This is a genomic window from Rhizobium fabae (assembly GCF_003985135.1).
In the GTDB taxonomy this organism is placed as follows: domain Bacteria; phylum Pseudomonadota; class Alphaproteobacteria; order Rhizobiales; family Rhizobiaceae; genus Rhizobium; species Rhizobium pisi.
In genome coordinates this window covers 399,213-420,917 of record NZ_ML133645.1, presented here as the reverse complement: position 1 = coordinate 420,917, position 21,705 = coordinate 399,213, and the positions used below count along the sequence as shown (strand labels likewise).

Below are 21,705 nucleotides of genomic sequence, written 5' to 3'. Positions count from 1 at the left end.
CCACAGAGGTCCATATTTGCAAAAAGTTTGTGGCTAACCGCCTTGAGTCTGCCGCCAGGACGAGAATTCCGCGATGGTCTTCGAGCCGATCTGCTGCATCACCGAAGCCGGAACGCCTGCCCAGGGATCGGCCGCGGCCGTCGGCACGCTTTCCTGCCCCTGGATGCGGTGCAGGCGGGCGCCGCCATTGTCGAGAATGTCCCAGACATAGACCACGGTGACCTTGCCGTCGTCGCTGAAGGCGGAGAGATAGCCTTTGAGGATGTAGTCGCTGCTCGCATCGTTCGAACTCTTGATGGAGAGGCCGTGCGCGCGCGCCTCGGCGCCGAGCTGGCGCGAGAGCGGCGTCACCGCCTGCACCGGCGCGCCGATGATCGGCAGGAAGCGCACGGTATTGCCGCGGGCGGAGGAGGGGCCGGCATTGAGAGCGGCGGTCTGTTGCGGCTGTTGCACTTCGGCCGGCTGCGCGGCAGCCTCGCCGCCAGCGGCCGGCGGCGGCAGCGACTGTCCCTCGATCGGGGTGGAGGCTGCGGGCGAGGAACCGTTCCTCGACAGGGCGTCGGCTTGTGCCTGCATCGTCGTCGGAGGAGCGCCGGAACCCGGCCGATAGGCCCGTTGCGATTGATCATAGGCCGGGTGGTAGCCGCCCTGCTGCGGGCTTCCGGCGAAGACCTGCTGGCGTGTGCCGGCCAGACGCTCGGCTTCGCTCTGCGTCACCGGGCTCGACGGCCTAGCGTCCGAGGAATCGCCGATATCGACCTGCGGCGTCAGCGCATCGGTGGTATTGCAGGCTGTCAGCAGAGCCGTGACGACCAGGAGCGTGGGCACAATCGCAGCTCGCGTCATCCCTTGTCCGTCCTTCCCACAATCGCGTCAGCCCCGCCCGAATTTATGCGGGCGGGGATGGTCTTCTGTCAATTCCGGATTCTCACCGGTCAATCCCGGCCTTTAGAGGCCGATGAAATCGAGGGAGTGGCGCGAAAGCGTACGCGGCGCATCCGGCGTCGTCAGATAGGTCTGGCCGAGCGTCATCGCGGTGCCCGTATCGGAATCGGCGATGATCATGTGCACGAAGAGCGACATATTAGGCTCGATCGGCTGCGGGTTGCCGACGTGGAACATCTGATGCTCCATCCAGGAGGGAGAGAAGCGGGCGCCGAGCGAATAGCCGCAGGCATTCAGCCGGTGGCGGGCAAGGCCGCGATCGTCCATGATCCGGGCGTGCATGTCGAAGACGTCGCCGAAAGTATGGCCGGGCTTCAGCACGGTCTCGATCGCCTCGATCGTCTCGCGGCAGGCGTTGTAGAGCTCGCGGTGGCGCTGCATCGGTTCGCCGATGACGATCGTGCGCATCATGGCGGCATGATAATGCGCGTAAGTGCCGGCCCATTCGAGCGTCAGCTGGTCGTTGGCGTCGAGCTTGCGGCGGCCGGCCTTGTAGCGGCAGAGCAGGGCGTCGGCGCTGGAGCCGATGATCATTTCGTTGGCGGGATAGTCGCCGCCGCCGGAAAAGATCGCGCCCTGCATGGCGGCGAGGATATCGGCCTCGTCGGCGCCGGGCTTCGTCAGCCGAATCGCGGCATCGAGCGCATCGTCGGCGAGAACGGCGGCGCGCTCGACATAGGCGACCTCCGTCGGGCTCTTGACGAGGCGCAGGCGGCTGACGAGATAGGAGGCGTCGACGATCTGGCCGAAGGTGGCCAGCTGCGCGTCGAGCAGGCGGGCGACGCGGCCCGTCATGCCGTGCGTATCATATTCGACGCCGATGCGGGTGCCGAGCAGATCCATCTCGACCAGGAGGTTCTTCAGGTCGAGGGTCGGATCGGCATTGATCCTGTCGACCCAGACGTTGATGTCCTCGAGGATCGAGGTGTGCTTGGCCTGGCGAAGATCGGCCGAGCGGGTGAGCAGCGCCATGGTGCCGTCGCTCTTGACGATCAGCGTCTGGAAGAAGCAATAGCCGAAGGTGTCGTAGCCTGTCAGCCAGTACATGCTTTCCTGAGCGAAGAGCAGCAGGGCGTCGAGTTTTTCTTCCTTCATCTTTTCGGTGAGGCGCGCAAGCCGGCTTGCGAACTCGGCCTTTTCGAAGTGCAGTGCCATTCTGCTCAATTCTCCCTGATTGATATCGCTGAAATCTGACGGCCGTAGTCCGGCTCCTTCAGATGTGTCGTCCTGCGGTAGGAAAAGAAACGCTCGCTGTCCGGATAGGTGCAGAGACCGAGGCTCTCGGCGCGCACGCCGGCCCGGGTCAGACGGTCGACGGTCAGCGCCGGCAGATCGAACATGGCGTGGCCTGATGTTGAGGAAGGCACGAAGAAACGCTGGTGATCCGGGTTTTCGGTGATGAAACGATCGACAAATTCCGGGCCGACCTCATAGCTTGCTTGGCTGATCGAGGGGCCGAGGCAGGCAATGATGCTGCCGCGGTCAGCACCCAGGGCTTCCATGGCGGCGACCGTGTTTTCGATGACGCCGGTCAGTGCGCCCTTCCAGCCGGCATGGGCAGCGCCGATAACGCGGTTGTCGGGATCGGCAAAAAGGATCGGGCCGCAATCGGCCGCGAGCACGCCGAGCGCAATGCCGGGTACTGCCGTCACCAACGCATCCGCATCCGGGCGGGCGCCGTCGTAATCGGCGCCGACCGTCACGACATCGGGCGAGTGGACCTGATGCACGGTTGCCAGCCGCTCGAGCGGCAGGCCGAACCAGGCGGCGACGCGGCGGCGGTTTTCGATGACGTTTTCACGCTCGTCGCTGGAGCTGAGGCCGACATTGAGGCCGCGATAGATGCCTTTGGAAACGCCCCCGGCGCGGGTGAAATAACCGTGGCGGATGGCGCCGTCCGCCACTTCGTTCAGCAGTGCGCTTTCGATCGGTGCTGGAGAGGCCACGTGCTGCATCTGCGATTCCCGAGTTTTCGAAGGGGTTGTCATGTTCCCAAGGGCATCGCCCGGGCGGCGCGCTTCAAGTTGCCGTTTCGCGCGGGATGTTGGCTCAGGCGCGTGCGCCATGTCAATCCACCGGACGAAAGGGCATGAGATCGACGGGGGGATAAGAGACGGCCATGACCTTGAACAGTTCGCCCATCCGGCCTTCACCGGCGCCGGCGAGCCTGTCGACCGCGGTCTGGATGACCTGCTGGGTCTGCGGCTCGCGGTCACGGCCGAGGGCGGCGGCGCGTTCCAGGATGCCGAGACCGGTCAGGAAGTCGCCCTGATGCAGGGCGCCGTTCAGATGGATGCCGGCCGAGAGCGCGGTTTCGGCGAGCTGCTGGAAATCGACATGGCTCGTCAGGTCGGCTTCGCCGGGATGGGCGAGCGGCGGGTCGAATTCGTGCATGCGCACGGCCTGCAGCGTATCGCCGAAGCCGGTGACGAGATGGCCGTAATCAATGGCGAGCGCCGTGCCGCCGAAGGCGCGCAGCCGATCGCAAATCGCCATCATCACCGCCTGGCGGGCCGGCGAAATCTCAAAGAGCGTGCCAAGTGGCAGGTTCTGCACCGGTTCCGGGAGAAGCGTGGGATCGAGGCCGGCGACGCCGGCGGCGAAGGTCAGCTCGCCATTGGCATCGAGCCCGACCATGCGCTCGCGGAAACCCGTCTGCGTGCGGACGAACTGGCGGATCGGGATCGCGTCGAACAGCTCGTTGGCGGCGATCAGCGTGAAGCCCGATGGCACTTCATCGAAACCGTTGTGCCAGGCGATCTTGTCACCGTAATCCTCGAGCGTATGGTTCTGGACATCGCGCAGGCGTTCGCTGGTTTCGACCAGATGCACGGTCATGGCGTCGAAAAGCGGCGGGGCGATGCGGGCGATGACGCGCAGCATATCACCCATCATCGTTCCGCGGCCGGGGCCGATCTCGACGAGGCGCACGCCCGCGGGCGTGCCGTGGCGCTGCCAGGCATGGACGAAGAAGACGCCGATCATCTCGCCGAAGATCTGGCTGACCTCAGGCGCAGTGACGAAATCGCCGGAGCGGCCGAATGGCTCGCGGGTGCGGTAATAGCCGTGTTCGGGATCGGCGAGGCAGAGCGAGAAATAATCGGTGACGCTGATCGGGCCGTTGGCCTGGATGATCGCCTTGATCTTTTCGCTTAATGCGGTGGTCATGTCGCGCGTCCTGCCGTTTCAGAGCTGCAGCGCAGCCTGACGGCGAGCCCTCAGCATCGCCCACAGGCCGAGCAGGATCATCGGAGAAGAAAGCACCATGCCCATGGTCAGCCAGTTCGTGCCGAGGAGGTAGCCGAGCTGGGCGTCGGGCTCGCGGAAGAATTCGACAAAGATGCGCGACAGCGCATAGCCGCAAACGAAGACGCCGGTGACGAAGCCGGGGCTTTTCAGCGCGCGCATGCCATAGACGAAAGCGGCCAACACCAGGAGCAGGACGATGCCTTCGAGGCCGGCCTCGTAAAGCTGGCTCGGATGGCGGGCGAAGGGGCCGCCGGTCGGAAAGACCACGGCCCAGGCCACGTCGGTCAGCCGGCCCCAGAGCTCGCCATTGATGAAATTGGCGATACGGCCGAAGAACAGGCCGACGGGAACGACTGTCGCGACGATGTCGAACAGGCTCCAGATCGGAATGGCATTGCGGCGGGCAAAGATGATCATGGCGATCGTCGTGCCGGTCAGGCCGCCGTGGAAGGACATGCCGCCGTTCCAGATCTCGATCGCGCGGATGGGGTTGTGCAGGACAGCGGCGAGGTCATAGAAGAAAATATAGCCGAGGCGGCCGCCGAGGACGACGCCGAGGGCCGCCCAGACGATGAAATCATCGAGCTGTGTGCGCGATATCGGCGAGGCATTGCCGGGCCAAAGACTGTCATTGGCGGCGATGCGGCGCGCGTAGGCCCAGCCGAGCAGGATGCCGGCGACATAAGCCAGACCGTACCAGTGAATCGCCAGCGGACCGATCGAAAAGGCGATCGGATCGATATCCGGAAAAGGCATGATGGCAAGGAGATTGGCTGCTGTCGGCAAGGTTTTCCCACCTGTTTTGTTGCGCGGAACATGCCGCCGCGATCCCGGACGGTCAAGTCCATTGTTCGTGATCGCTCTTTGGCGGTCGCCCACACGGCCCTATCCCGCGTAAAGCGCTTGCATCGCGGGTGGCGAAGCCCTACCTCAATTGCCGAGGCCCCAAAGGGCTGAATTCACCTCATGCCAAGGGAGAAAAACGCCATGACGACCGGAACGAACCGTATCATGGACGAATTCGCCAAGCTGATGACCGATGCGGCCGGTGCCGCCCAGGGCGTCCGCAAGGAGATTGAGACCGCCTTCAACGCCCAGGCCGAGCGTTGGCTGAATAGCATGGACATCGTCAAGCGCGAGGAGTTCGAAGCCGTGCGCGAGATGGCGATCAAGGCGCGCGACGAAAACGAGGCGCTTGCCGCCCGCATCGCGGCGCTCGAGGCAAAGCTTGCCGGCGAAAGCCACTAAACACGTCGCGTTCGTCAAGCGGCTGCTGATTTTTGCGGGACATGCCTTGAGTCCCGATACGACGCAAGATGCGGCATGGCCTTATTGCCACATGCCGCATCATTCATAAAAAATTCAGGTGAGTTTTTCCACCTGTGGACACTGCCAAAAAAGCCAATTCGCAGAGTCGCTTATTCTCCCTTCTGAATTGAGTTTCGAAGTGCTTTCCACAGTGGGTGGGCCCTATTTTCCGTTCTGGGGGCTGGCAGGTGGGCAGGGGCATTATACACTGATTTTAAATGATGATTCGAAGCGACTTGGTAAGCTCCGGGCAGGTTATCTGCGTTAAAGTCTGGCAGCGGTTCAACGATCATCCGAGTGGTGGTTCCGGTATTTGCGTGTGTCTTTCTTGTGTTTGTATCCCAAGTTAGGTCGCATTCGTCCGGTCAAGAAGGTGCTGCATGAACCTGATGGAATTGGAATTCGAGCGTCAGTCGAACCCGGTCGATATGATCGAGTACGTTGCCTCCAACAACGACTGGTCGTTCGAACGATCCGGCGAGGACGAGATCGCGATGACGGTCGAGGGCCGCTGGGCGGACTATCACGTCTCCTTCTCCTGGATGGAGGAATTCGAGGCGCTGCATCTTGGCTGCGCCTTCGACATCAAGGTTCCCGACATCAGGGTCAACGAGGTGGTAAGGCTGCTTTCGGCGATCAACGGGCAGGTGCTGATGGGGCATTTCGACCTCTGGCGCCAGGAAAATGTCGTCATCTTCCGCCAGTCGCTGCTGCTTGCCGGCGGCGCTGAGCCCACCAACCGCCAGGTGGAGGTGCTGCTTTCCAGCGCGCTTGACACTTGCGAGGCCTATTTCCAGGCATTCCAGTTCGTCGTCTGGTCCGGCATGGACGCGACGAAGGCGATGGAAGCCGTGCTCTTCGAAACGGTCGGCGAGGCATAAGATGCCGGCAAAGGCTTTCTCTTCGGAACATCCCGTCGTCCTGATCGGCGCCGGAAACATGGGCGGGGCGATGCTCTCCGGCTGGCTGAAAAGCGGCGTTCCGGGTTCGGCCGTCATCGTCGTCGATCCCGGCCCGTCTCCGGCGATGCTGGCGACGATTAGCGAGGCGGGGGCGACCCATCTCACCGTCCTTCCCTCGGATTTGAAGGCGAGCGTGCTGTTCCTTGCGGTCAAGCCGCAGGTGATGGAGACGGTGTTGCCGGCGGTGAAGAGCGCCGTCGGGCCGAAAACCGTCGTCGTCTCCGTCGCAGCCGGCAAGACCCTCGGCTTCCTCGAAAAACATCTCGGCAAAGCCGCCATGGTGCGCGCCATGCCGAATACGCCGGCCATGGTTGGACGCGGCGTCACTGGCGCCTTTGCCAATGCCGGCGTGAACGATCAGCAGCGCGAGCGCGTCCATTCCCTCCTGCGCGTCTCAGGCCCTGTGGAATGGGTGCCTGCAGAGGCCGATATCGATGCCGTGACGGCGCTTTCAGGCAGCGGTCCGGCCTATGTGTTTTATCTCGTCGAATGTATGGCAGAAGCAGGCCGTAAACTCGGTCTGCAGGCGGACCTCGCCATGCGTCTTGCGCGGGAAACCGTCGCGGGGGCTGGTGAACTCTTGCACCAGTCCCCCGACGAAGCTTCGCGGCTGCGACAGAATGTGACCTCTCCCGGCGGCACGACGGCGGCAGCGCTCGCCGTGCTGATGGCCGAGGACGGCATGCAGCCTCTGTTCGACGCGGCACTTGCGGCCGCGCGCAAGCGGGCCGAGGAACTGGCCGGCTAGAGCGCCACGCGTCCATAAAGACGCACTAAGGACGCTCCAACACTTTAAATTTGCGGAGATCTTATGAGCGAAGAGATCACCTACGCCGATTTCGAGCGCGTCGACATTCGTGTCGGCACGATCGTCGAGGCGAGCCCCTTTCCGGAAGCGCGCAAGCCGGCCTTCAAGCTGGTCATCGATTTCGGCCCCGAAATCGGCATGAAGAAATCCTCGGCGCAGATCACCGTGCATTATACGCCGGAAAGCCTGGTGGGCCGGCAAGTGCTCGCCGTCGTCAACTTTCCGCCGCGCCAGATCGGGCCGGTTCGCTCGGAAGTGCTGACGCTGGGATTCGAGGACGAGAACGGCGCGATCGTGCTTGCGGCGGTCGAACAGCCGGTGCCGAACGGCAGGAAGATGATGTGAGCGAAAGCTCACATCGTTTTGTCGGGCGTTTCGTTTGATGCGTCCGTGCCAGATGCTTATCGAGGCTTGATTTCCTGCAGAAACGGATTGCTCCGCCGCTCATCGCCGATCCGGCTGCCGGGGCCGTGGCCGCAGATGAAGCCGACGTCGTCTCCGAGTGGCAGCACCTTGTCACGGATCGAATCGAGCAACTGCTGATGATTGCCGCCGGGCAGGTCGGTGCGGCCGATTGAGCCGTTAAAGAGCACGTCGCCGAGATGAGCGAAATTCTGTGCCCGATTGAAATAGATGACGTGGCCGGGCGCATGGCCGGGCGCGTGATAGACCTCGAATTCGTGGGCGCCGAAGGAGACCTTGTCGCCGTCCTTCAGCCAGCGGTCGGGCAGAACGTTGCGCAATCCCGATATGCCGTATTTCTCGGCTTGGGTCTCGATCCGCTGGAGCAGCGGCAGGTCGTCCTGATGTGGACCGACCACATCGACGCCGAGCGCTTCCTTCAATTCCCTGGCGCCGCCGGCATGGTCGAGATGGCCATGTGTCAGCCAGATTTCCTTGATGGTGAGGCCGCTTTTCTCAATCGCCTGAAGGATGAGCGGCACGTCGCCACCCGGATCGACGACGACACCTTCACTCGTGTCGGGATCGAAGAAGACCGTGCAGTTCTGCTGGAACGGTGTGACCGGAATGATGCCGGCCTGGAGCATGCCCATAAGTGCCTCGCTTGGTATCTCTGATGCTCAGGATATAGTCCGAAACGGCGGCGAGGGCAGCCGGAATCTTCTGCTTCTCAAGCGTGTTTCACGGCAAAAAGACGGGCTGCAACAAGAGTTTATGAAGCCTTCCACCATCGCCACGGGTCGGAAAAATCAGGTTTTATCCAGCTTCTTCAACCATTTGCACAACGCATCCTCAGAGTGCCGTTTCCCCTCGGGCAGCGCAAGGGGAACATCGTGGAACGCCACGCGTTGACAGCCCATCGAAACCAAGGAGACGCTCATATGACCTTGAAGAGAAACATCCTGTTGGCTGGAGCCGTGCTCCTGGCGAGCAGCGGTCTGGCGCAGGCGGAGATGATGGCGACAACCATCAATGATCTCAACGTCCGCTCCGGCCCCGGCCCGCAATATCCAGCCGTCGGTCTTGCCACGCGTGGCTCGACCGCGGTGCTCGACGGCTGTATCGAAGGCAGCCGCTGGTGCCGCGTCGACGTCAACGGCATGCGCGGCTGGGTCTATGCCGATTATCTGCAGGTCGACCGCGGCGGCAGCCCGGTCATCGTCGAGCAGCACCGCGCCGAGATCGGCGTCCCCGTCGTGACCTACGAGACGACCGCAAGCGTCGTTCCGGCCGAGCCTCAACCGGCGCCGGGCGACGAATTGCTCGGCCCCGTCGGGTCGGTCGAAACCATTACGCCACCGGAGACGGTCCGCACCTATATCGAGACCAACCCGGCTGACACGGTGCGGCTCGGCGGCGATGTCGTCGTCGGCGCGGAAGTGCCTGCCGACGTGACCGTCCAGACGATTCCCGACTACGAGTACCGCTACACGAGGATCAACGACCGGCCGGTGCTGGTCGATCCCGGTACGCGCCGGATCGTCTACGTCTATCAATGACGCGATCGGCAGAAACTGAGGGCGAGGCGGACGTCAGGCCGCCTCGTTCCGGGCCACTTCTGCCTGCCTTAATCCCGTATCGGTTGATTTTTCTTAACGCTTTCCTCTGAAATATGATAAAATACTAATATGCCGAAGGTTCGGCATGGATCGGCGATCGGGGAGATCGCCACAGGAGGAAATCATGGAAGCGCTACTTCCGCTCGTCATCCAATTGATTGCAGGCGCCATCGGCGGCAACGCCGCAAGCGCCGCCTTGAAGCAGCAGGCGCTAAATATCGTCGCCCGCACGATCGCAGGCGCGATCGGCGGCATCGGTGGCGGCATGCTGCTCAGCATGGTCGGCGGCGAAGCGGCTATGACCGGCCTGATCGCCGACGGCATCGGCGGCCTCATCGGCGGCGGCATTCTCTCGACGCTCGCCGGCTTGGTCATGGCGCGGGCGCACAGGTAACAGGTCCGACAGGCTTTACCCACAGCGGACCGATTGCGTGAGGGTCCTATCCGGCGGCAACCGCCGCCGGAGAGACTTCCTTCAAGTCGTCGTTGGCGGGTGATGCGGTTCGGGAAGCAATCCGGGATCGGCGTGTGAATGACGCCATCCCTAACGAAGAAGATGTTGGCGCCTGTGGCTTCAGCGACCAGGTCGCGATCATCGAGCATCATCGAGCATCATCGCATCCGCGTAGCCCTTGGCTTCGGCGGTATTCGAGAATGTCGAGCCGGACTTCCGTTGATGCGGTTGGCCTGTGCCAAAACTGAAGCCATCCCCAAACTCCTCCGGCGCCCGCGCGCCATGCCTGTTGATTGTTGTCCCCATTACGTTTTATCCACAGACGCAAGGGGAAATCGCGTATTGCGTCGGAGTTCGGGCGGGCCTTGGTTTCCAGGCATATCTTCGCGAAGCTTTCCCGCAATGCGCGGAAAGAGAAAGGAAATGCCGAGTGCCACGACAGACCGGAGCGAAAGCAGGCAAGCCAGAGCCGCTGGCCACGCCGATGGAAGATACCGACATCATCGATTTCGAGATCATCGAGCTGTTCTTCTTCGCCTATCGCGACTTCGTTTCCGATCCTGACGCCATCCTCGAAAAGAGCGGCTTCGGCCGGGCGCATCACCGCGTCGTGCATTTCGTCAACCGCAATCCTGGCATGACGGTGGCCGATCTTCTCGATACGCTGAAGATCACCAAGCAAAGCCTTGCAAGGGTGCTGAAACAGCTGATCGATTCAGGCTATATTCGCCAGGTGGCCGGCCCCCAGGACCGGCGGCAGCGCAAGCTCTATCCAACGAAATCGGGGCGCGAGCTGGCGCTTGCGCTTGCAGAGCCGCAATCGCGCCGCATTGAACGGGCATTCGATGGTGCTTCTGCGGAGGCGCGAGAGGGCGTAAAGGCTTTCCTCAGGGGCATGCGGGACAGACAGAGGGCGGATTGAATGGCGGTCAAGACAGGTATTTCCGACGATGCGGCGCATCTGCTGGTGGTCGATGACGACTCTCGCATCCGGGCGCTGCTCAATCGTTATCTCGCCGAGAACGGCTTCCGCGTCACCGTCGCCGCCGACGGCGCCGAGGCGCAGCGCAAGCTCACCGGTCTCGATTTCGACCTGATCATCATGGACGTGATGATGCCCGGAGAATCCGGCATCGAAGTCACCCGCGGGCTTCGCGCCATCAAGAACGTGCCGATCATCATGCTGACGGCGCTGGCGGAATCGGGCAACCGCATCGAAGGCCTCGAGGCGGGCGCCGACGATTATCTCTCCAAGCCCTTCGATCCGCGCGAACTGGTGCTGCGCATCAACAACATCCTGCGACGCAATGCCGGCGGCGAGGGGCCGAAGATCGAGCAGGTCATGTTCGGCCCCTACACCTTCTCGCTCACCCGCAAGGAACTGAAGCGGGCGAGCGAGGTGATCCGCCTTACCGACCGCGAGCAGGAGATCATGCTGCTCTTTGCGCGGCGCGCCGGCGACACGATCCCCCGCCACGAACTGATCGGCAACGACACCGAAGTCGGCGAGCGGACGATCGACGTGCAGATCAACCGGCTGAGACGCAAGATCGAGGACGATCCGGCCAACCCCGTCTGGCTGCAGACCGTGCGCGGCATCGGATACAGGCTGAGCATCGACTAGAGCAATTCCGGCAAAGTGGCGGCTTTGCCCGGTATTGCGTGGAACAAAGACGTAGAATCAGGACCGGCGCTGATGGTGACAATGGACAGCTTGCGGCGGGAAGACCGCACTCCTGCGCAGGGCTGGCGCTGGATCGTCCGTTGGCTGCGCCGCCGGCTGCCCACCGGGCTCTATGCACGTTCACTGCTGATCATCATCATTCCGATGGTGCTCCTGCAATCGGTCGTCGCAGCCGTCTTCATGGAGCGCCACTGGCAGATGGTGACGGAGCGGCTGTCGCTTGCCGTCACCCGCGATATCGCCGCGATCATCGAGATCGTCGAGACCTATCCGCAGAATTCGGACTACAACGAGATCACCCGCATCGCGCGCGATCAGCTCAACTTGCAGATCTCGATCGAGCCGGATGGCGATCTGCCGCCGCCGCGCGTCAAACCGTTCTTCTCGATCCTCGACGGCATCCTCAGCGACGAGATCACCAACGAGATCCATCGGCCTTTCTGGATCGACACGGTCGGCAATTCGAACCTTGTCGAAATCCGTATCAAGCTCGAGAACAAGATCCTCAGGGTGCTGGCCAAGCGCAGCCAGACCTACGCTTCGAACACCCATATCTTCATCGTCTGGATGGTCGGCACCTCGCTGGTGCTGATCGGCATCTCCATCCTCTTCCTGCGCGGACAGATCCGGCCGATCCTGACGCTGGCGCGTGCGGCCGAAAGCTTCGGCAAGGGGCAGAAGGCCGACAATTTCTATCCGCGCGGCGCCGACGAGATCAGGCGCGCCGGCCTTGCCTTCATCCAGATGCGCGAGCGAATTGAGCGGCAGATCGAGCAGCGCACGGCCATGCTTTCCGGCGTCAGCCACGATCTGCGCACCATCCTCACACGCTTCAAGCTGCAATTGGCGCTCGCCGGCGACAATCCCGACCTGCACGGGTTGAACGACGACGTCAACGATATGCAGACGATGCTGGAGGCCTACATGGCGTTTGCGCGCGGCGAGGTCGAAGAGGATGTCGGCGAGCTGAAACTCAGCGAGATCTTCCAGAAGCTGGAATCCGATTTCGCCCTGCACGGCAAGACGTTCAACTATTCGATCGAAGGCGACGACGACATATCGGTCCGGCCGAACGCCTTCATGCGTCTCGTCACCAACCTGGCCTCGAATGCGCGGCGTTACGCCGACAGGCTCGACATCGAGGCCAAGCACAATGCCAAATGGCTGACCGTCATCTTCGACGACGACGGGCCGGGCATTCCGGAAAAGAACCGCGAAGACGTGTTCAAGCCGTTCTTCCGGCTGGATTCGGCGCGCAATCTCGATGCGTCTGGCACCGGGCTCGGCCTTGCGATCGCCCGCGACATCGCCCGCAGCCATGGCGGCAACGTCATGCTCGGCGACAGCCCGCTCGGCGGATTGAGGGCAACGATCCGAATTCCGGCCTAAACAGCTGCGACCGTCAGCTTGACGGCTTTACGCGCATCGAAATTCTCCAGGCGTTCGACGATCCAGCGCCAGAGGGCTGCGACCTGCATGAGGAGGTCGCGGCCGAGCGGCGTCAATTCATATTCGACGCGCGGCGGCACCTGCGGGTAGAGCGTGCGGATGACGAGGCCGTCGTTTTCGAGGGTGCGCAACGTCTGCGTCAGCACTTTCTGGCTGATGCCCTCGACGCGTTCCAGCAGGCGCGAGAAGCGCAAAGGGGCGCCGGCGTCAGAGAGCACGTGCAGGATGCGCAGCGGCCACTTCGCCGCCGCCCGCTCGATCAGGGCGCGCGCCCGAGCATCCTGTTCTTCCGTCATGTTGGAGCAGAATTCGAACATTTCGCTGGCCACGTCAGTTACCTCAAGGTGTGTATGGAAGGTCCGGGTACCTTCTTTCGATTGGAAACAATAGAACATACATGAGCCGGGAACCAAAGAAGGAGAGGTTTCCGATGTCCAAGGTCTGGTTGATTACGGGGAGTTCGCGCGGTCTCGGCCGGGCGCTGGCGGAGGCCGTCCTCGCCTCCGGCGACAATCTGGTGGCGACGGCGCGCGATCCTGCCCAGCTTGCCGATCTTTTCGAGCGATATGGCGGCCAGGTGCTGGCGCTGGCGCTCGACGTGACGGACGAGGCGGCGGCGGACGCGGCGGTCGAGGCTGGTGTGAAGAGGTTCGGGCGTATCGATGTGCTCGTCAACAATGCCGGCTACGGCAATGTCGGCTCGATCGAGGATACCAGCCTTGCCGATTTCCGTGCCCAGATCGAAACCAACCTGTTCGGCACTGTTATCATGACCAAGGCGGTCATCGCGCTGATGCGCGGGCAGGGGGCGGGGCACATCATCCAGTTCTCCTCTGTCGGCGGGCGCATCGGGCCTGCCGGACGTGGCGCCTATTCGGCGGCGAAATTCGGCGTCGAAGGTTTTTCCGAGGTGCTGTCGAAAGAGGTAGCACCTTTCGGAATCAAGGTGACGGTGATCGAACCCGGCGGCTTCAGGACGGATTTCGCCGGCGCCTCGACGGTGCTTGCGGAGGGGCGGGCTGAGTATGCGGAGACGGTCGGGGCGACGGTGCGCTTCCAGCGTGAATATGACGGCCGCCAGCCCGGCGATCCCGCCAAAGCGGCTGCGGTCGTCATCCATATTGCCGGTCTCGACGAGCCGCCGTTCCGGCTGCTGCTCGGCAGCGATGCGGTGCGCAATGTCGAGAAAGCCGATGCGGCGCGTATCCAGGCCGATCGGGAATGGCGCGCCGTCAGCGTCTCGACCGATTTCGAGCCGGATGGCGAAGCGGACCGGCTGCACAATTCCTCAAATCGAAGATCGATTTAGGCCGGTTGACGAGGCCAAAACAAAAAGCGCCGCTCGGAAGCGGCGCTTTGTATCAGGGATCGCTGAGCGATCAGCCGGCGGTGCAGAAATGGCTGCGGCCGTCACCGCCGATATAGGTGCCGCTGCGCGGGTCGAAGGAGCGGTAGCGGTAGGAGCAGTAACGCTCCCATTGCGGCGACCAGGGCTCGACCGCCGTGCGGACCGGCGCATAATACCGCGGCTGCTCGACGTATTGCGGCTGCTCGACATACTGCGGCTGCTCGACATAGACGCGGCGCGGCGCGCGGTAGACCGGGGCGGGCTCGTAATATCCGGGCTGATAGGGCGGGTCGATGTAGCGAGGCTCATCGTAGACAGGACCGTTGTTGGCATTGGCGATCGCCGAGCCGACGATCAAGCCCGTGGCGAGGCCGACTGCGCCGCCGACAAGGGCGTCGTTGCGGTCATGATGGCGCCAATGATGGTCGCCGGCCGATGCCTCGCCGATGGCGGAGAGGGTGAGCGCGGCAGCCGTTGCCGTCAGAAGAAGAGTTTTGGCGAGCCTGTTCATAAGCGTAAAGTCCTAATCCCCGGGAACCGAACGCCGGTTCCTTCTCGATGGTGTTAGTACTAAAGATTTATAGCTGAACGAAGGCTGAACGACAAAACCCGGCATTGCTGCCGGGCTTCAACTCGAAATTCGACAGCCTTGTTAAGGGCTCAGCCTGCAATCTGCAGATTGACGGCCTTGGGGCCCTTGCCGCGGCGATCCGGCTCCGTGTCGAAGCTTACCTTCTGATTTTCCGTCAGACCGGCCAGCCCGGAGGCCTGAACGGCAGAAATGTGAACGAAGATATCGGCGCCGCCCCGGTCCGGCTTAATGAAGCCGAAGCCTTTGTCGGTATTGAAGAACTTTACAGTGCCAGTCTCTGCCATGCCTCAGGTCCTTTTCTCTCTGCCCGCCATCCACACGGGCAGCATCATAGCATTGCCTCCTTGCGGGAGGTGTTGGCAGGCAATTCTTGAAATGTGAGAAAAAGGTCCCCTCTACCTCGGCCTGTTCCAGGCAGAACTTTCGCCTGCCTTTTCGGAACTGGCTGACCGGGATATTAGCGTTCCCGGCGCGCAAATACTTAAGGACTTCCCATGCTCGCAAAATGCCCGAACGAGCCGAGAGTGCTGCGTTTAAAGGCTTTTGGCAAGCAAAAGTTTTTTAACGGATCCTTTCGGGCGCACCTCCGCCGATGCCGAATTTTCGCAAAAACGCAAAATTTCCTCCTCGAATAGGGAATGATTAACGTTTTATATCGTCTGCAATGTAAGTTCCGAGCAGATTTTGCCAAAAATGCAACGTAAACGCGCTTTTGAGGTCCGCTAAAATTTTTTTCGAATCCGGCACTCACCCATATTTGGACGCGTGTTCAGCCGGCCGGTAGGCGCCGGCGGGTGAATCCCGGCACGAGCTCGACTACAAGCATAGCGATAAACATTAGCGCACAACCTGTATAGCCGGTGGTCGGCATCGTCTCGCCGAGCAGGAGGGCTGCAAGCGATGCGCCGAAGAGCGCTTCGGACGAGAGGAAGATCGCCGCCTGCGAAGGCGTGGTGTAACGCTGGGCGATCACCTGCAGCACGAAGGCCAGGCCGGAGGAGAAGATGCCGACATAGAGTATCTCAGGTGCCGCGTCCGATATGGCCGAAAGGCTGATCGGTTCGACAGCTGCGGCAATGGCCAGCGCGCAGGCTGCGGTGACGGCGAATTGCACGGCGGAGAGGGCAAGCGGCCTTCCGGTCTCGGAGACCGTGGTGCCGGCAAGGGTAATCTGGATCGCCCAGAAGACGGCGCAGACGACGGTCAGGAGATCGCCTACCGTCAACGCCGAGAGATGGCCGCCGGACAGAAGGTAGATGCCGCCGACAGCCATCAGCGCACCCGGCCAGATGATCCAATGTGGGGCACGGCGCAGGAAGAATACGGCAATGAGCGGCACGAACACGACATAGAGGCCGGTGATGAAGCTGGAATTCGTCACCGATGTCGTCTGCAGGCCCATCTGCTGCGTGGCTGCGCCGCTGAAAAGGGCAAGGCCGGTCAGGATATAGAGTTTTGCATGGCGCGCGCTTGTCTTCACCTTTGCTTTGCGAGCTTCGAAGACAACGAAAGGCAGCACGGCCAATGTGGCGACGGCAAAGCGCAAGGCGATGAACCAGAAGGGACCGATCGCCTTCATTGCCGTCGATTGCGCGACGAAGCCGCCGCCCCAGATGGCGGCTGCAAGCAACAGGAGGAGGTTCGCCTGAACGCGCGTCATGTCGTCCTCGATCGGGAAGGGAGATATGCCCGCGCGGTTAGCAGTTGCGTTTCCTCGAGGCAAGGGCGAAGACTTGACGCCTGACGACGGGGGCGGGGCATGCGACGCGAAGAAGAACGGGCCAACGATAGGACGGCAGGCTATTCCGGTGTGCCGCTCACCAGGAAGCTCGGCCTTGCGCGCGGGCAAGTGGCCGCTCTTCTCGGCATTCCCAAAACGATCGAAGACATCAATGGCTTCGATGGTTTTGCTTCGGTCGTCCACGCGCTTCCCGAAACGCCGCAGCGGGTCTTCGATTATGTGCATCTATTCACAACTGAGCGCGCGGCACTGGAAGCGGCAGCACCTGCGCTCTTCCGTGCCTTGAGGCCGGGCGGCATGGTCTGGATCTCTTGGCCGAAGAAGAGTTCACGCATGCCGACCAACATCACAGAGGACGTGCTCCGGGAAATCCTGCTGCCGACCGGTCTGGTCGACGTCAAAGTCTGCGCCGTCGACGAGGTCTGGTCCGGACTGAAATTCGTCATCCGCAAGGAATTGCGCGGCGCGTTGTGACCGCTCAACCGTTGTTGGCTTCAGCTCTGGAAATCCTGAGCAGCGCGCCGTTATCCTCGTCGGTCACCATCAGCAGCGCGCCGTCGGGCGCGACGATGACGTCGCGGATGCGGCCATACTCGCCCTCGAACAGGCGCTCCTCGGCGACGAAGGCACCGTTTTCGTCGCGCTGCATGCGCGAGAGCAGCTGAAATTTCAGCGCTGCGACGAGGAAATTGCCGTCCCATTCCGGGAACATGGCGCCGCGATAGACAACGAGTGCGCTGGGCGCGATCGAAGGGTCCCAATAATGCAACGGCTGCTCAAGCCCTTCCTTGGCGGTGCCTTCGCCAATCTCGGCGCCTGAATAGTCGCGGCCGTAGGTGATGATCGGCCAGCCGTAATTCTTCCCGGCTTCGGGCTGGTTGATCTCGTCGCCGCCACGCGCGCCGTGTTCGACGGTATAGAGCTTGCCATCCTTGGCATCGAAGGTGATGCCCTGCGGGTTGCGATGGCCTTTCGACCAGATTTCCGGCAGCGCCTTGCCGCCGTCCCTGAACGGATTGTCGGCCGGGATGCTGCCGTCGGCGTTGATGTGGATGATCGAGCCAGCATCGTCCTTCCAGTCCTGCGAGCGGTCGCGGTCGCCGCGATCGCCGACGCTGATGAACAGCGAGCCGTTGGGAGCGATCGCGATGCGCGAGCCGTACTGGATATTGCCCGAGGTGAAGCGCCGCATGATGAAGACGGGCGTGACGGCCTCGAGCCGCTTTTCGTCGGCGGAAAGCTTGGCGCTGAAGGCTTCGGTGCCGGAGCCCTGGCCGCTGGCGATGGCGGCGGTGAAATAGAGCTTACGAGATGTCGCAAAGTCCGGGGCGAGCGCCACGTCCATCAGGCCGCCCTGGCCGCGGGCGCTCACCTTGGGCACGCCGCCGATCGGATCGGAGACCTTGCCGTCGCGGACGATGCGCATGCGGCCGGGCCGCTCGGTGACGAGATAGGCGCCATCGGGCAACACCTCGACCGCCCAGGGATGTTCGAGGCCGTCGGCGAGTTTTTCGACGCGGACGGTTGGACCCTGCGTGTTGACGGTATCGGCCGCATCAGCGGATGTGGCGGCGAACACGATCAGCGCCGCGGCGAAATGGAAGGCAGATGTTCTCTTCATTGGCTTCCCCGTCGTTTCTCCATGCGGAACGTGGAGCGGGCAAGGGAAGGCTTCAACCCTCATTCGGCCTGCAATAACGGCTTTGTGTTTACCGGTTGAACGGAGCCTGTCGCCTGACTATCGACCAGTTCCGCTTCGACGATGTAGCGCAAGGGGCCGCGTTCGGTGGCGTTGAAGGGCCAGCAGGTGGTCAGCACCAGGTGGCGGCCGTCGGAGGCGGGATCGATGCCGCTGGCATCCCATGGGGCGATGCGGCCTTCGCCTGCCTTGAAGGTCAACACCTTGCCGTCGCGGCGCGTGACTTCGATCGCATCGCCCGGCCTTACATATTGCAGCCAGCGGAAATGCGTGTCGCGATGGGCGGCGATGACGGAGGTGCCTTCTTCGCCCGGCTGCGGCGTATTGGCGAGCCAGGCCGGACCGAAGGCAAGAGCTTCGCCGGAGGCGCCGGCGAGCACGATCGCCTCCTTGCCGAGGCGCGGCGCGCGCACCTTGGCTTCCGTGGTGAAATCCGCCCAGGGCCAGGGCTTTGTCTCTTCGCCACGCAGTTCGGCGGCGAAAGCGCGTTTCAGCAGGACCTGCGAGAGCTCCGCCTTCGCCTTCAGCAGGAAGCCGTCGCCGATCAGCGCCAGGCCGTAAAGGGCAAGGCCGGCGATGGCAAAGGCGATCGCCTGTTCGATCGGCGAAAGACGCCAGAGGAAGAAACCTTTCTTCGCCCGCTTCTTCGGCCTGTCGTAAGCCGTGGCGGCAGCCATGGCGAGTTCCAGATAGGTCGGAAGCGGCTCGAATTCGGCCGCTTCCTCATTCTGGCTTTCCGAGAGCCTAGAGACCATTGCGCTTGGCTCCGGCCGTGATCAGCCCCTTGAGGCGGCGGCGCCAGACGGCGAGCCCGCTTGCCGCCGTCAGCGCCAGCAGCAGCATGGTCAGCCCGCGCAGGATCTGCTCGTCGGCGCGCGTCGCCGTCTGCGGCAGGTTTACGGTCGAGCTCTTCTGAGCAACCAGTGTTGCGGCCTTTGCCGTCGGCGCTGCGGCCATCAGGTTTGCGATCTCCGGCGATGCGGCGAGTGCCGGTGTTCCCGCCGGCGTCGCCGAGCTATGGTCTTCTCCGCCGCCAAGAGGGGCAGCGTTTTCGCCGAAAACCTTATCGAAGTCCCAGCCCTCGGGCAGGTTGAGCGGCAGCTTCGCCGAACCAAGCGGCTGATCGGCCGGTCGCGAGGGGGTGACGTCGACAGCGACCAGGCTGGTGACGCGGGAGACGAGATGGTGGGCGAGCGCCACGGTCTCGATATCCTTGTCGAGCGCGGCCGGATCCTGGCGCTCATAGGCGCGGGCTTCGAAATCGTCGATCTTGCGCCGCGCCCAGAGCTTGGAGATGCCGTTGCCGTCGGCGGCATTGGCGATATCCATCTCGACGCGCCAGGGCTGATTGCCTGCCCTGCCGACGATCTGCAGCTTGCCGGCCGGCTTCTCCTGCGGCAGTTCCGCCGTCAGCACGACGGGCTCGCCGCTATAAAGGTCGGGCATCGGGTTCGGCGTGATATCTTCGGCTTCGATGCCTTCGAAGGTCGCGGCGATATCGGTCATGGCGGGGTTCTGCAGCTTGGTGAAGAGCTCGCCCATGCGGCTTGCCACCTGATCGGTCGAGCCGATCTCGGTGAAGGTGCCACGGCCGATCTCGGCAGCCTTGGTCATGAAATAGGTGTTCGGCGCCGAGCCGATGCCGACGGTAAAGACGCGGGCATCGCCGCGGTTTGCCGTGATTTCCTGGAAAAGCTGCTGTTCGTTGCCGATCGCGCCATCCGTCAGGAACACGATCTGGCGCAGCGCTCCGCTTGCGACCGGTCCCTGATTGCGCAACGCATCCTCAAGGGCGGGCAGCATTTCCGTGCCGCCGTCGGCGGTCAGGCCTCTGACATAGGCGATGGCTTTTTCCCGGTTGTCCGGTGTCGCGGCGACGAGGCCCTTGAAATAATCGGTCATCGTGTCGTCGAAACGGATGACGTTGAAGCGGTCGTCGGAGCCGAGCCTGGAAATGGCAAGCGCCAGGCTCTGCCTTGCCTGCTCGATCGACTGACCGGACATGGAGCCGGAATTGTCGATGACGAAGACCACCTCGCGTTTTGCCGGCGGCATGGCCGTATCCGGCGTCGATGGCGGCGTGACGAAGGCAAGCAGATAGGTCTTGCCATCAATCACTTCGCGGAAGAGGCCGGCGCTCGGCATCTTGCCCGGAGCGGCCTTCCAGGTGAGTTCGAAGTCCTTGTCTGCGGGAACGGCCTCGCCCTTCAGGCTGATCGTCCTCGCCTGGTCGCCGTCCTGCCGGATATCGACTTCGTGGAAGGACGATTTGACGTCGCCGAGCGGGAAGCCGGCTTTCAGATCGACGGTCAGGGAGAGCGGGTTGATCCTGGCGTTCTCGCGCGGATCGAGCACCGGGGCTTCGATCTTGTCGCGGTTTTCCACGGGGTCGCGCGGCGTGGCGAAACCGGCGCCGTTGTTGAACTCGACGGTCTGGACGATCGGCGCCGGATTGTAGCGCGGGGCGACGACCATCGGGAAGCGCAGTGAGAATTCGCCGCCCGACTGGCGGACAGTCTGCTGATATTCGATCTGCACGACGATGTCTTCGCCGGGGCCGATATTGGCGACCTGGTTGGTGAAGACGTTCGGCCGCTGCTGTTCGAGAAGCGCCGTCTTCTTGCCCTCGGCCTTGGCCCGTTCGTAGATCTCGCGAGCCTCCTGGCGCGGCTTGATCTGGCCTTCGATGAAGCGTTCGCCGATCTGCATCTTCAGCGCGTCGACGGCGGAATTGTCCGGCAGCGGGAAGACATAGGTGCCTTCGACCCAGCCTTGGCTCGGGTTCCGGAAGCGCTGCGTCACCTTCACCCTGGCGATCGGGCCGGAAACGTCGATTGCGACGTCGGTTTTCAGCCGTGGCGCCTCGACATAGAAGCCCGGCTCCTTCGACGGAAAGAGCAGCGAGCCGCTGTTGACGTCGTTCGGCCTGATGAGGGCCGCGAGCTGGCTGGATGGCTGCTGTGTCTCGGCCCAGGCGACGGAGGCAAGCCCCAGCATCGCGGCGATGCAGGCGACAAGAGCAGTGATGGTGACAAGACATGAAATGGAAATCCGGCGCATGCGCATGCGCCCGATGGCAAACTCATCTTCCAGAAACATTGGCCTACCCTCAATAACCAATTTTGGATGCCGAATGATGCGGCTTCGATCTCGGCGCGCTCGCGACGGAATTGCGGCAGCGCGCGGCATTTGTTGCGGCTTATTCGTGGCGATGGCCGAATCCGGCGATGCCTCTGATTTTAGGGGTAAAATTCCGACGGCTTCGGAAAGGGATTCAAGATCCGCACCTGGTGGTCGTGCCCTGTGGCGCGAGTCTGCCGTAAGGGGCGTGGCGTACCGGCGGGCCGTGCTGCGAACGGATCAATAAGAATCATGTCGCCATGACGCCTTTACGCTTGAAATGCCGTCATACATTGGACATAGAGCTAACCGCAGAACTCCGGTC

At 62.6% G+C, this 21,705-nt stretch carries 24 protein-coding genes and 1 pseudogene; 11 read left to right on the top strand and 14 right to left on the bottom strand.

Going from position 1 to position 21,705, the window contains the following annotated elements:
• Positions 1-33: 33 nt before the first annotated feature.
• From EFB14_RS02180 to lgt, 5 genes are all read right to left on the bottom strand, one after another.
• On the bottom strand, positions 34-846 hold the full coding sequence (locus tag EFB14_RS02180) for a hypothetical protein (RefSeq protein ID WP_126822298.1): 813 nt from the start codon (positions 844-846) through the stop codon (positions 34-36).
• A gap of 102 nt (positions 847-948) precedes the next feature.
• The gene (locus EFB14_RS02175; RefSeq protein WP_126822296.1) at positions 949-2,100 is read right to left on the bottom strand and encodes a M24 family metallopeptidase; all 1,152 of its coding nucleotides are present in this window, start codon (positions 2,098-2,100) and stop codon (positions 949-951) included.
• Between the two features lie 5 nt (positions 2,101-2,105).
• On the bottom strand, positions 2,106-2,900 hold the full coding sequence (gene pgeF, locus EFB14_RS02170; protein WP_126822294.1) for a peptidoglycan editing factor PgeF: 795 nt from the start codon (positions 2,898-2,900) through the stop codon (positions 2,106-2,108).
• A gap of 112 nt (positions 2,901-3,012) precedes the next feature.
• Entirely contained in the window at positions 3,013-4,113 is a 1,101-nt protein-coding gene (locus tag EFB14_RS02165) for a class I SAM-dependent methyltransferase (RefSeq protein WP_126822292.1), read from the bottom strand.
• A gap of 18 nt (positions 4,114-4,131) precedes the next feature.
• Positions 4,132-4,980 carry a prolipoprotein diacylglyceryl transferase gene (gene lgt / locus EFB14_RS02160; RefSeq protein ID WP_126822290.1) on the bottom strand — a complete coding sequence of 283 codons (849 nt, stop codon included), beginning with the start codon at positions 4,978-4,980 and terminating at the stop codon, positions 4,132-4,134.
• Between the two features lie 201 nt (positions 4,981-5,181).
• On the opposite strand from lgt, the gene EFB14_RS02155 reads away from it, so the two are divergent.
• The 4 genes from EFB14_RS02155 to EFB14_RS02140 all read left to right on the top strand — a co-directional run bounded on the left by EFB14_RS02155 (position 5,182) and on the right by EFB14_RS02140 (position 7,617).
• Complete coding sequence (locus EFB14_RS02155) at positions 5,182-5,442, top strand: accessory factor UbiK family protein (RefSeq protein WP_126822288.1); 261 nt, start codon at positions 5,182-5,184, stop codon at positions 5,440-5,442.
• Between the two features lie 440 nt (positions 5,443-5,882).
• Positions 5,883-6,383, top strand: coding sequence for a type III secretion system chaperone family protein (locus EFB14_RS02150; RefSeq protein WP_125847279.1), 501 nt, complete (start codon positions 5,883-5,885; stop codon positions 6,381-6,383).
• Between the two features lies 1 nt (position 6,384).
• Entirely contained in the window at positions 6,385-7,212 is an 828-nt protein-coding gene (gene proC, locus EFB14_RS02145; protein ID WP_126822286.1) for a pyrroline-5-carboxylate reductase, read from the top strand.
• A gap of 63 nt (positions 7,213-7,275) precedes the next feature.
• Positions 7,276-7,617: a tRNA-binding protein gene (locus EFB14_RS02140; protein WP_126822284.1), complete on the top strand. Its 342-nt coding sequence runs from the start codon at positions 7,276-7,278 to the stop codon at positions 7,615-7,617.
• A gap of 56 nt (positions 7,618-7,673) precedes the next feature.
• On the opposite strand, the gene EFB14_RS02135 is transcribed toward EFB14_RS02140, so the two are convergent.
• A complete protein-coding gene (locus tag EFB14_RS02135) occupies positions 7,674-8,327 on the bottom strand; it encodes an MBL fold metallo-hydrolase (protein ID WP_125847272.1) in 654 nt (217 codons plus the stop codon).
• A gap of 288 nt (positions 8,328-8,615) precedes the next feature.
• On the opposite strand from EFB14_RS02135, the gene EFB14_RS02130 reads away from it, so the two are divergent.
• Together EFB14_RS02130 and EFB14_RS02125 are read left to right on the top strand one after the other, a co-directional pair.
• The gene (locus EFB14_RS02130; RefSeq protein ID WP_126822282.1) at positions 8,616-9,233 is read left to right on the top strand and encodes a DUF1236 domain-containing protein; all 618 of its coding nucleotides are present in this window, start codon (positions 8,616-8,618) and stop codon (positions 9,231-9,233) included.
• A 184-nt stretch (positions 9,234-9,417) separates the two neighbouring features.
• Positions 9,418-9,687 (top strand): hypothetical protein, encoded by a 270-nt coding sequence (locus EFB14_RS02125; protein WP_125847266.1) that lies wholly within the window; start codon positions 9,418-9,420, stop codon positions 9,685-9,687.
• A gap of 92 nt (positions 9,688-9,779) precedes the next feature.
• Here the strand turns inward: EFB14_RS02125 and EFB14_RS33855 are convergent.
• Positions 9,780-9,942: pseudogene (locus EFB14_RS33855) on the bottom strand (branched-chain amino acid aminotransferase); the annotation flags it as partial.
• Between the two features lie 235 nt (positions 9,943-10,177).
• On the opposite strand from EFB14_RS33855, the gene EFB14_RS02115 reads away from it, so the two are divergent.
• The 3 genes from EFB14_RS02115 to EFB14_RS02105 all read left to right on the top strand — a co-directional run bounded on the left by EFB14_RS02115 (position 10,178) and on the right by EFB14_RS02105 (position 12,820).
• Complete coding sequence (locus EFB14_RS02115; protein ID WP_126822280.1) at positions 10,178-10,669, top strand: MarR family winged helix-turn-helix transcriptional regulator; 492 nt, start codon at positions 10,178-10,180, stop codon at positions 10,667-10,669.
• Positions 10,670-11,371, top strand: a complete 702-nt coding sequence (locus EFB14_RS02110; RefSeq protein WP_125847260.1) for a response regulator — start codon at positions 10,670-10,672, stop codon at positions 11,369-11,371.
• A gap of 72 nt (positions 11,372-11,443) precedes the next feature.
• Positions 11,444-12,820: an ATP-binding protein gene (locus tag EFB14_RS02105; protein ID WP_125847258.1), complete on the top strand. Its 1,377-nt coding sequence runs from the start codon at positions 11,444-11,446 to the stop codon at positions 12,818-12,820.
• Here EFB14_RS02105 and EFB14_RS02100 read toward each other — a convergent pair.
• Positions 12,817-13,275: a winged helix-turn-helix transcriptional regulator gene (locus EFB14_RS02100; RefSeq protein WP_183604839.1), complete on the bottom strand. Its 459-nt coding sequence runs from the start codon at positions 13,273-13,275 to the stop codon at positions 12,817-12,819. The genes EFB14_RS02105 and EFB14_RS02100 overlap by 4 nt on opposite strands.
• Before the next feature lie 35 nt (positions 13,276-13,310).
• On the opposite strand from EFB14_RS02100, the gene EFB14_RS02095 reads away from it, so the two are divergent.
• Positions 13,311-14,189, top strand: a complete 879-nt coding sequence (locus EFB14_RS02095) for an oxidoreductase (RefSeq protein WP_126822278.1) — start codon at positions 13,311-13,313, stop codon at positions 14,187-14,189.
• Positions 14,190-14,259: 70 nt separating this feature from the next.
• Here the strand turns inward: EFB14_RS02095 and EFB14_RS02090 are convergent, their stop codons facing one another.
• The 3 genes from EFB14_RS02090 to EFB14_RS02080 form a co-directional block, all read right to left on the bottom strand.
• A complete protein-coding gene (locus EFB14_RS02090) occupies positions 14,260-14,739 on the bottom strand; it encodes a BA14K family protein (RefSeq protein ID WP_126822276.1) in 480 nt (159 codons plus the stop codon).
• A gap of 149 nt (positions 14,740-14,888) precedes the next feature.
• Entirely contained in the window at positions 14,889-15,104 is a 216-nt protein-coding gene (locus EFB14_RS02085; protein ID WP_003561293.1) for a cold-shock protein, read from the bottom strand.
• A gap of 485 nt (positions 15,105-15,589) precedes the next feature.
• Entirely contained in the window at positions 15,590-16,480 is an 891-nt protein-coding gene (locus EFB14_RS02080; RefSeq protein ID WP_126822274.1) for a DMT family transporter, read from the bottom strand.
• 99 nt (positions 16,481-16,579) lie between these two features.
• Here EFB14_RS02080 and EFB14_RS02075 point away from each other — a divergent pair, with 99 nt between their 5' ends.
• A complete protein-coding gene (locus tag EFB14_RS02075; RefSeq protein WP_126822272.1) occupies positions 16,580-17,035 on the top strand; it encodes a DUF3052 domain-containing protein in 456 nt (151 codons plus the stop codon).
• Positions 17,036-17,039: 4 nt separating this feature from the next.
• On the opposite strand, the gene EFB14_RS02070 is transcribed toward EFB14_RS02075, so the two are convergent.
• Genes EFB14_RS02070 through EFB14_RS02060 form a run of 3 tightly spaced genes read right to left on the bottom strand, consistent with a single transcriptional unit; the run spans position 17,040 to position 21,359 of the window.
• Positions 17,040-18,182: a PQQ-dependent sugar dehydrogenase gene (locus tag EFB14_RS02070; protein ID WP_126822270.1), complete on the bottom strand. Its 1,143-nt coding sequence runs from the start codon at positions 18,180-18,182 to the stop codon at positions 17,040-17,042.
• 59 nt (positions 18,183-18,241) lie between these two features.
• Positions 18,242-19,015 (bottom strand): class GN sortase, encoded by a 774-nt coding sequence (locus EFB14_RS02065; protein ID WP_126822268.1) that lies wholly within the window; start codon positions 19,013-19,015, stop codon positions 18,242-18,244.
• Positions 19,005-21,359 (bottom strand): marine proteobacterial sortase target protein, encoded by a 2,355-nt coding sequence (locus EFB14_RS02060; protein ID WP_126822266.1) that lies wholly within the window; start codon positions 21,357-21,359, stop codon positions 19,005-19,007. The genes EFB14_RS02065 and EFB14_RS02060 overlap by 11 nt, the downstream gene beginning before the upstream one ends.
• Positions 21,360-21,705 lie beyond the last annotated feature (346 nt).